The organism is Phyllobacterium sp., from assembly GCF_037994425.1.
Classification (GTDB): domain Bacteria; phylum Pseudomonadota; class Alphaproteobacteria; order Rhizobiales; family Rhizobiaceae; genus Phyllobacterium.
Map to the genome: position 1 here is coordinate 1 of NZ_JBBNAM010000384.1, position 8,297 is coordinate 8,297.

Genomic DNA, 8,297 nt, shown 5'->3' on the forward strand with positions numbered 1-8,297 from the left:
GGTTCCTTGCGCGGTCGTCAAGGCAACCGACCCGCTCTATATTCTCTATACATCCGGCACGACCGGCCAGCCCAAAGGCGTCGTGCGCGACAATGGCGGGCATCTGGTGGCGCTGGCCTGGTCGATGGGTGCGATTTACGATACGAGGCCCGGCGACGTCTTCTGGGCTGCCTCCGATATCGGCTGGGCCGTCGGTCATTCCTATATCGCCTATGCGCCGCTGTTCATCGGCGCCACCAGCATTCTCTATGAAGGCAAGCCGGTCGGCACGCCGGATGCCGGTGCTTTCTGGCGGGTAATTTCCGAACACAAGGTCAAAGTGCTGTTCACGGCGCCGACCGCGTTCCGTGCCATCAAGAAAGAGGACCCGAAAGGCGAGTTCATTGGGAAGTACGACCTTTCCTCTCTGAAGTACCTGTTCCTGGCCGGCGAACGCGCGGATACCGACACCATCAAATGGGCGGAGGAGAGACTTGGCGTACCCGTCATCGACCATTGGTGGCAGACGGAAAGCGGTTGGCCCATGGCGGCCAATCCTGCGGGTCTCGGCATGCTACCGGTCAAATACGGCTCGCCCACCGTGCCGATGCCGGGGTATGACGTTCAAGTCCTCGACGATGCCGGTCACCCGGTGAAGCGCGGCGAACTCGGCAATATCGTCGTCAAGCTGCCCTTGCCGCCCTCATGCCTGCCCACCCTGTGGAATGCCGACAAGCGCTTTTGCGACGCCTACATCAGCGAGTTTCCGGGTTACTACAAAACAGCCGATGCGGGGATCGTCGACGAGGATGGCTACATCTACATCATGAGCCGAACCGACGACATCATCAACGTCGCCGGACACCGGCTTTCGACCGGCGCCATGGAAGAAGTGCTTGCCAGCCATCCCGACGTCGCCGAATGTGCGGTCATCGGCATTGCCGACCATCTGAAGGGGCAGGTTCCTTGCGGCTTCATCGTGCTCAAATCCGGCGTCACGCGCGCGGAAGCGGAGATCGAGCAGGACTGCGTCGTACTCATCCGCGAAAGGATCGGACCTGTGGCGGCATTCAAGCTGGTACTTACGGCGAAGCGACTGCCGAAGACACGATCCGGCAAGATATTACGTGGCACGATGCAGAAAATCGCCGATCGGGAACCCTGGAATATGCCGGCGACAATCGATGATCCGGCGATCCTCGATGAGATCAAGGAAGTTCTCGACGCTCGGGGAATCGGCGCAAAAATTGATTGAACCCTCATGACATCCTCCTGACAGAAGGTTGTCAGTAGGGGTGTGCGATAGTGTCTCCGTGATGAGAAGGAGACAGGGTTATGACTTACGTAGATTTTGGCATTGTTCAGACAGTAAGGCGTCTGTTGACTGACTTCGCAGCCTATCGCGAGGAACTGCGCACCGAGCGGCACCTCAACTCGCTCCCCGAGCATGTGCTCAAGGATATTGGCTGGCCGGATGCCTATGCTGAACGGCTCGCACGTCGAGGATCAATGAAGGATGCGGACGTCGGCACCGAAAGTGCCGGTGTGGAGCTACCGTTACGGCACGTCGATTGGACAAGGTCGTTCCAGGCCAAAAAGGCGAGCAAATCCCGTCGTTTCGGGCTAGAGTACTGAGCTTTATAATCGCAATGGGAGTAGCGGCATGGAACCGAAAAAGCTGATCGGACTGGTATTCGTCGATAAGTTCGCCGATTGGGAATTTGGTTTGCTTTCAGGCTCTGCCACCGAATGGTTTGGTGGGCGCGTCGTTGCTTTGTCACCATCGACGGGCCCGCTCCGTTCGATTGGCGGGCTAAAGCTTACTCCTGATCGCGGCGTCACGCCGGAAGAGAATGCCGACCTCAACGGTCTCGCTGTGATCGGCGCGGATAGCTGGACCGAAGAAAACGCTCCTGACATTTCGCCGCTGCTGAATGCCACTCTGGCACGCGGAGCGATCGTCGGAGGCATATGCGGCGGAACACTCGCGCTGGCGCGCGCCGGCCTGTTCGAAGGCCGCCGCCACACGAGCAATGGTGCCGGGTGGATACAGTCGAAGATCGGAGAGTATCCAGGGGCAGAGCTTTATCAGGATGTGCCGCACGCGGTGCGCGATGCTCACATTGTCAGCGCATCCGGAGCCGCGCCGGGCACATTTGCGACGAGTTTCCTAGAGGCCTTGCTGCCGGAGCAGGGCGGTCAGGTGGCCGAGATGCGCGCGTTCATTGCGCGGGAATACCAGACGGCTTGAAACGGGCCGAGCGAGGACGCGTAACATGAAGACGTGGACTGAGAAGCTGAACACCGACGATCAGCACGAGGTTAAACCCGCGCCGATCAGTATCGCGGGTATGAAGGCGGGGGAAATCATGCTCGTCCCGACCGCGCGCCAAATCGATGATTTCATTCGTGCGCTCCCCAAAGGGGCGGAGATGGATGTGAGGACGATGCGGCGGGCGATGGCAAAGGAGCACAGTGCGCAGGTAACCTGCCCGATTACTACTGGCTTCCATCTGCGGACCGTCGCAGAGGCTGCCTACGAGGCGTACCAACGGACAGGCGATGCGGAGGCAATCACACCATTTTGGCGCGTTGTAAACGTCAGGACGCCGACGATCACGAAACTATCGTTTGGTGCGGCGTTCGTACTCGAACAGCGCCGGCGGGAAGGATTGAGCGATGCGTAGGGCGGATCGGCTTTTCCAGATCGTACAGAAGCTCCGCGGTGGCCGGCTCGTTACGGCACGCCAGCTTGCCGACAAGCTCGAGGTGTCTGAACGAACCATCTACCGCGACATTGCCGATCTGCAATCGACCGGCGTGCCGATCGACGGCGAGGCGGGCGTGGGATACATCCTGCGCGAGGGGTTCGATCTGCCGCCACTGATGTTCACACGCGACGAGGTCGTCGCGCTTGTCGCTGGTGCACGGCTCATAACGGCATGGGGCGGCGCCTCGATGGCGCGCGCTGCCGAAGAAGCCATCATCAAGATTGGCGCTGTCCTGCCCAAAGAAGAGCGCCCGCGCATCACCAATACACATATCCATGCTTCTGGAACGAGCATCACTGAGAATGATCGAGCGCTGATCGATCTTGCAGAGAATGCTTCCGAGCAATGCCGGGTGCTTTCGATCACCTATACGGATCTTGAGGGCAAGGAGAGCAGCAGGAACATCAGGCCACTCGGCCTCTGGTTCTGGGGCAAGGTGTGGACGTTGATCAGTTGGTGCGAGCTACGCAATGATTTCCGCACATTCCGTATCGACCGCATAGCGAAGGTCGAGAAGATCGATCGAATTTTCCGCCAGGAGCGCGGTAAGACACTCGCTGATTTCTATCGCCGGGTCGAACTCAGCGAGACGCCCGAAACGCGGGCGAAGGCCTCATAAAAAAGCCCGGCATAGCCGGGCTTTCACCTTTTGTCGGGAAGAAATTACTGCTCGTCTTCGTCCTGGTTACGGCCCTTAAGCGACGACAGCTTGGCGAAGACCTTGTCGGCATCGAGCTCTTCATCCTCTTCACGGACCTGCGGCTGCACATCGAGGTTTTCCGTTGCCGAAGCCGGCAGCAGCGTATCACCGCTTTCAATCGGCTGTGCCGGGCGACCGCGTGAGGAACGCTCGACTTCGATGTCGAGATCGATCTGCGAGCAAAGACCGAGCGTTACCGGATCCATAGGCTGCAGATTGTTGGAGTTCCAATGCGTGCGGTTGCGGATCTGCTCGATCGTGGATTTCGTGGTACCGATCAGCCGCGAAATCTGTGCATCCTTCAGTTCAGGATGGTTGCGGACCAGCCAAAGAATGGCGTTCGGACGATCCTGACGCTTGGACAGTGGCGTATAGCGCGGGCCCTTGCGCTTGGTTTCAGGAACGCGAACCTTCGGATCGGAAATCTTCAACTTGTGGTTGATGTCGGCTTCGCCGCGCGCGATTTCCTCGCGCGAAAGCTGGCCCGTGATCAGCGGGTCGAGGCCCTTGATGCCTTGTGCAGACTCGCCATCGGCGATCGCTTTCACTTCGAGCGGATGTAACTTGCAGAAAGCAGCGATCTGTTCGAAGGAAAGGGCAGTATTGTCGACAAGCCAGACGGCCGTTGCCTTTGGCATAAGAAGCTGGGTGGCCATAGATATAATCCTCTCGTTCGTCCGCTCCGGTGGCGCGGGACGTGGGTTCAACCACAATTTCCGGGAATTCGAGGCGTTATATAGCTTCATTTTAACCGATGAGCAAGAATCCGATTCAGCCGTGTGATGACCCGCCTCGCCGTTTCATCGAACTGTCACGAAACTGTCATCGTGCTGCAATGCGGCTGCGCCAACGATCTCCGCAAACACAACCGGAGGTCTAATATGTCTAACAGGAAATCGCTGTATCTTGGGCTTTGCGGAGCGCTCCTCGCATCCGTAGCCCTGCCTGCCGCCGCCGATCCTCTTTTCAATCGAATCGCCAGCTTTCCCGTGGCTGATAACCTGCCGCACGACGCAGACAAATCGAAGCCGACGTCCGCAGAGATCATTACGGTATCCGGCGACGGCAAGACGTTGATTTACTCCGATAGTCCCTACGGTTCGATCGGCTTCATCGACATCACTGACCCGGCCAAGCCGCAAGCTGGCGGACTGATCAAGGTCGAGGGCGAGCCGACTTCGGTTGCGGCGCTCAATGGTAAGGTCTTCGCTGCGGTCAATACCTCTAAAGACAAGGTCAACCCGTCGGGTCGCCTCGACATCATCGACATCGCATCGCGCAAGGTGCTCTCAAGCTGCGACCTTGGTGGGCAGCCGGATTCTGTCGCGATCTCCCCGGATCAGACATTTGCGGCCATTGTCATCGAGAACGAGCGCGACGAAGAGGTCAATGACGGCGCGATACCGCAGCTTCCATCCGGCAACCTCAAGGTCCTAGCGCTGAAAGACGGCTCGCCCGATTGCGCAGCTATGAAGACTGTCGAGTTGACGGGGCTTTCGGAGATCGCGCCGGAGGATGCAGAACCGGAGTTCGTTTCGATCAACAAGGATAATCAGATCGCTGTTACGCTGCAGGAAAACAACCATATCGCCATCGTCGATGCCGCGACCGGCAAGATCGTCCATCATTTCCCGGCAGGTGCGGTCGATCTAGACAAGATCGACGTCAAGAATGACGGTGCGCTCAAGTTCGACGGCAGCATGAAAGGCGTGCTGCGCGAGCCCGACACGATCAAGTGGCTCGACAATGATCGTTTCGTCATCACCAATGAAGGTGACTACAAGGGTGGCTCCCGCAGCTTCACCGTCTTTTCCAAGGACGGCAAGCTCCTCTATGAGTCTGGGCCGTCGCTCGAGTGGAAGATGGCGGAAGCCGGCCACTACCCGGACAAGCGCAACAAGAAGGGGGTCGAGCTCGAAGGCGCTGAGGTCGGCAAATTCGGCGAAACCAATTACCTTTTCGTCGCGAGCGAGCGCGCTTCCCTCGTCGGTGTCTATAAAGATACGGGTACGGACCCCCAATTCGTTCAACTGCTCCCTTCGGGCATTGGACCGGAAGGCGTCCTTGCCATTCCCTCGCGCAATCTTCTCGTGACAGCCAACGAGTCCGATCTCGTCAAGGATGGTGGTGCCCGTTCGCACGTCATGATCTACGAACTCAAGGATCAGCAGCCTAACTATCCGCAGATCGTCTCGACGACCAAGGACGACGGCACACCACTCGGCTGGGGCGCCCTTTCCGGTCTCGTCGGCGATTTGAAGGAGCCGGGCAGACTCTATGCCGTGTCCGACTCGTTCTACTACTCATCGCCGACGATCTTTACCGTCGATGCCAAGCAGACGCCGGCGAAGATCACGGACGCGCTCGTTGTCAAGCGCGGCGGACAAGCAGCCCAGAAGCTCGATATCGAGGGCATCACCACGGACGGGCAGGGCGGTTTCTGGCTTGCCAACGAGGGTGACCAGGCCAAGCTCGTACCGCATGCGATCCTCAACGTGAACGACAAGGGCGAGATCAAGAAGGAGTTCGCCTTGCCGGAAGAGCTCCTCTCCAGCCAGACACGCTATGGTCTCGAAGGCGTTACCCGCATTGGAGAAGGCGATGACGCGATCCTGTGGATGGCCATCCAGCGCGAGTGGAAAGATGACGAGAAAGGCTTCGTCAAGCTGCTTGCCTATAACGTCAAGGACAAAAGCTGGGGTGCCGTTGCCTATCCGCTCGACAAGACCGAAAATGGCTGGGTTGGCCTCTCAGAGATAACCGCTCACGATGGGCAGCTCTACATCGTTGAACGCGACAATCAGATTGGTCAGAAGGCAGCGATCAAGCGGCTCTACCGCGTTGCGCTTGACGGCTTGAAGCCGGCCAAGATCGGCGAGAAGCTTCCGGTCGTAACCAAGGTGCTTGCGCATGACTTTTTGGGCGATCTGAAGGCTTCGAACGGCTATGTCGTCGAGAAGCTGGAAGGTTTCACCATCGATGCCGACGGCAACGGCTATGCCGTCACCGACAATGACGGCGTCGACGATTCATCCGGCGAAACAATGTTCTTCGGGATCGGCAAGGTCCAGGCGACAAACTGAGATTTTCGTGTCGCGAAAAACGAAGGGGCCGCAGATGAGCACCTGCGGCCTTTGTTGTTTCAGCCCACATCGAGCACGATCTTGCCGATATGATGCCCGTCTTCCATTCGCTCATGGGCCCGCCATGCCTCGTGCAATGGGTAGACCATATCGATGACCGGCGCGACACGACGCCCGGCAAGTAGCGGCCAGACTTTGAGCTCCAATGCTCGCGCGATACCCGCCTTGAACTCGACCGGCCTGTTGCGGAGGGTTGATCCTGTGTGCGTGAGCCGTTTAACCATCAGTTTGGAAATGTCGCTTGTCACCTTTGCCCCGTGGAGAAATGCAATCTGGACGATACGCCCATCGAGTGCGGCGGCTTCATAATTCCGCTCGACATAATCGCCGCCCACCATGTCCAGGATGAGATTTGCGCCCTTGCCGGCGGTCGCCTCTTTCACCGCAGCGACGAAATCCTCATCGCGGTAATTAATGGCATTGTTCGCGCCAAGCTTGAGGCAGGCTTCGCGTTTTTCCTCCGAGCCGACCGTGGTGATCACCGACGCGCCAAAGGCGTGGGCGAGTTGGATGGCGGTCGTGCCAATGCCGGAGGAGCCGCCATGTACAAGAAAAGTGTCTCCCTCCTTCAAACCGCCTCGTTCGAACACGTTGTGCCAGACGGTGAAATAGGTTTCCGGAATGGCCGCCGCCTCTATATATCCGTACCCGGCCGGGATCGGCAGGGCATTGGATTCGTGCACGTTGCAATACTGGGCGTACCCGCCACCAGCAACGAGGGCGGTGACGCGCTCGCCGACGCGAAATCGGGTACCGTTGTCGCCGACGGCGACGATGTCGCCCGCGATCTCCAGTCCGGGAATATCGGAGGCACCGGCGGGCGGCGGATAGTGGCCCTGTCGTTGCAAGACGTCGGGCCGGTTCACGCCCGCGGCTTTCACCTCGATCAAAAGTTCGCCGATATTCGGCTCACGTACGGCGCGCTTTCCCGCCTTCAGCACCAATGGCCCGCCGGGCTGGGTGATCTCGATCGCCGTCATGGTTGTCGGTATTTTTTCGGCCATGGAGCTCTCCCTCTCGATTGATTCGCCAGAATGATTTGCAATTCCAAGTGGTTGGGCTGTATTCTCGCATACTAGGGCCCATCTTGGAGGAAATAATGTCAGTTTTCGACGAAGAGCCAAGACGTAAGGTCGTTCACGACATAGGGCAGGACCTGTCGCTGCTATCAGTCTCAGAACTTGACGAGCGGATCGCGCTGCTGCGCGCTGAAATCACGCGCCTCGAAGAAGAACGGTCACGCAAGGGCAACAGCAAGGTCGCCGCCGAAGCGCTCTTCCGGTAATGCCTGATATTTCGACAAGCGCAATAAGGATGCCATCAAGTTTCCGTATTGCTCCATGAAACGGACTCGATGCCGGCGGAGTTCACGAGTCGGGCCCTCCAATCATTCTCATTCAAGGTTTTGCCGTGTTTCGTTCGTTCATTCAGGTCTTCGCGCTCCTCTGTGGCACATCGTTTCTTGTCATGGCGTCCGGCCTGCACGGCCTGCTGCTGCCACTGCGCGGCGGTGCCGAGGGCTTTTCAACGACTTCGCTCGGTCTCCTTGGAACGGCCTGGGCGGGAGGCTTCATAGCATCCTGCCTGCTTGCACCGCGTCTGGTGCGACGCGTGGGCCATGTACGAGCCTTCAGCGCCTTCGCCTCGATCGCGGCGATCGTTGCCCTTCTGACCGGCATCCTCGTCGAGCCGACTGCCTGGATC

At 58.7% G+C, this 8,297-nt stretch carries 9 protein-coding genes and 1 pseudogene; 8 read left to right on the forward strand and 2 right to left on the reverse strand.

Annotated elements, in window-relative coordinates:
* From AAAB35_RS25780 to AAAB35_RS25800, 5 genes are all read left to right on the forward strand, one after another.
* Nucleotides 1-1,234, forward strand: a 1,234-nt coding sequence (locus AAAB35_RS25780) for an AMP-binding protein (RefSeq protein ID WP_340671194.1), incomplete at its 5' end; no start/stop codon positions are given.
* A gap of 80 nt (nucleotides 1,235-1,314) precedes the next feature.
* The gene (locus AAAB35_RS25785) at nucleotides 1,315-1,614 is read left to right on the forward strand and encodes a hypothetical protein (RefSeq protein ID WP_340671195.1); all 300 of its coding nucleotides are present in this window, start codon (nucleotides 1,315-1,317) and stop codon (nucleotides 1,612-1,614) included.
* 28 nt (nucleotides 1,615-1,642) lie between these two features.
* Nucleotides 1,643-2,230, forward strand: a complete 588-nt coding sequence (locus AAAB35_RS25790; protein ID WP_340671196.1) for a DJ-1/PfpI family protein — start codon at nucleotides 1,643-1,645, stop codon at nucleotides 2,228-2,230.
* A gap of 25 nt (nucleotides 2,231-2,255) precedes the next feature.
* Nucleotides 2,256-2,666, forward strand: a complete 411-nt coding sequence (locus AAAB35_RS25795; protein WP_340671197.1) for a hypothetical protein — start codon at nucleotides 2,256-2,258, stop codon at nucleotides 2,664-2,666.
* Nucleotides 2,659-3,369, forward strand: a complete 711-nt coding sequence (locus AAAB35_RS25800; RefSeq protein WP_340671198.1) for a YafY family protein — start codon at nucleotides 2,659-2,661, stop codon at nucleotides 3,367-3,369. Before AAAB35_RS25795 ends, AAAB35_RS25800 begins: the two co-directional genes overlap by 8 nt.
* A 44-nt stretch (nucleotides 3,370-3,413) precedes the next feature.
* Here AAAB35_RS25800 and AAAB35_RS25805 read toward each other — a convergent pair whose 3' ends face one another.
* Entirely contained in the window at nucleotides 3,414-4,106 is a 693-nt protein-coding gene (locus tag AAAB35_RS25805; protein ID WP_340671199.1) for a DUF1013 domain-containing protein, read from the reverse strand.
* Nucleotides 4,107-4,331: 225 nt separating this feature from the next.
* Here AAAB35_RS25805 and AAAB35_RS25810 point away from each other — a divergent pair, with 225 nt between their 5' ends.
* A complete protein-coding gene (locus AAAB35_RS25810; protein ID WP_340671200.1) occupies nucleotides 4,332-6,533 on the forward strand; it encodes an esterase-like activity of phytase family protein in 2,202 nt (733 codons plus the stop codon).
* 59 nt (nucleotides 6,534-6,592) lie between these two features.
* Here the strand turns inward: AAAB35_RS25810 and AAAB35_RS25815 are convergent, their stop codons facing one another.
* On the reverse strand, nucleotides 6,593-7,597 hold the full coding sequence (locus AAAB35_RS25815) for an NAD(P)H-quinone oxidoreductase (RefSeq protein WP_340671201.1): 1,005 nt from the start codon (nucleotides 7,595-7,597) through the stop codon (nucleotides 6,593-6,595).
* Between the two features lie 95 nt (nucleotides 7,598-7,692).
* Here AAAB35_RS25815 and AAAB35_RS25820 point away from each other — a divergent pair, with 95 nt between their 5' ends.
* Nucleotides 7,693-7,878 (forward strand): DUF1192 domain-containing protein, encoded by a 186-nt coding sequence (locus tag AAAB35_RS25820; RefSeq protein ID WP_340671202.1) that lies wholly within the window; start codon nucleotides 7,693-7,695, stop codon nucleotides 7,876-7,878.
* Nucleotides 7,879-8,060: 182 nt separating this feature from the next.
* A pseudogene (locus AAAB35_RS25825) lies at nucleotides 8,061-8,297 on the forward strand (MFS transporter); the annotation flags it as partial.

What these genes read in the sequence shown, in the direction of transcription:
- AAAB35_RS25790 (WP_340671196.1), top strand. Translation starts at nt 1,643, where the DNA reads ATGGAACCGAAAAAGCTGATCGGACTGGTATTCGTCGATAAGTTCGCC.
- AAAB35_RS25820 (WP_340671202.1), top strand. Translation starts at nt 7,693, where the DNA reads ATGTCAGTTTTCGACGAAGAGCCAAGACGTAAGGTCGTTCACGACATA.
- AAAB35_RS25795 (WP_340671197.1), top strand. Translation starts at nt 2,256, where the DNA reads ATGAAGACGTGGACTGAGAAGCTGAACACCGACGATCAGCACGAGGTT.
- AAAB35_RS25800 (WP_340671198.1), top strand. Translation starts at nt 2,659, where the DNA reads ATGCGTAGGGCGGATCGGCTTTTCCAGATCGTACAGAAGCTCCGCGGT.
- AAAB35_RS25810 (WP_340671200.1), top strand. Translation starts at nt 4,332, where the DNA reads ATGTCTAACAGGAAATCGCTGTATCTTGGGCTTTGCGGAGCGCTCCTC.
- AAAB35_RS25815 (WP_340671201.1), bottom strand. Translation starts at nt 7,597, where the DNA reads ATGGCCGAAAAAATACCGACAACCATGACGGCGATCGAGATCACCCAG.
- AAAB35_RS25785 (WP_340671195.1), top strand. Translation starts at nt 1,315, where the DNA reads ATGACTTACGTAGATTTTGGCATTGTTCAGACAGTAAGGCGTCTGTTG.
- AAAB35_RS25805 (WP_340671199.1), bottom strand. Translation starts at nt 4,106, where the DNA reads ATGGCCACCCAGCTTCTTATGCCAAAGGCAACGGCCGTCTGGCTTGTC.